We start from the raw sequence: 300 nt of genomic DNA, 5'->3' as shown, positions 1-300 counted from the left end.
GGCGCGGCGTCTCGACGAGGCCGAGAACCGGCATGATCACCAGGAAGAAGGCGAAGTAGAAGAGAGTGCCAAGCTGCGACATGATCACGTAGGTGCCTTCGGCAGGACGCGAGCCGAGCCAGCCGAGCACGATGGCATTGGCGACGAACAGCCAGAAGAACAGCTTGTACCAGGGGCGATAAGCCGCCGAACGCACCTTCGAGGTATCGAGCCAGGGCACGAAGAACAGCACGATGATGGCGCCGAACATGACGAGGACGCCGGCCAGCTTCGAGTCGATCGGTCCGATGTTGAAGGTGA

At 61.3% G+C, this 300-nt stretch carries 1 pseudogene; it reads right to left on the bottom strand.

From position 1 onward, the window contains the following. Window positions 1-300, bottom strand: a pseudogene (locus IB248_RS32475) (cytochrome b); the annotation flags it as partial.

The sequence above is a fragment of the Rhizobium sp. RHZ01 genome, from assembly GCF_014851595.1.
In the GTDB taxonomy this organism is placed as follows: Bacteria; Pseudomonadota; Alphaproteobacteria; order Rhizobiales; family Rhizobiaceae; genus Rhizobium; species Rhizobium altiplani.
Note: the sequence above shows the minus strand (reverse complement) of the source record. Positions and strands in the feature narration are given on the sequence as shown.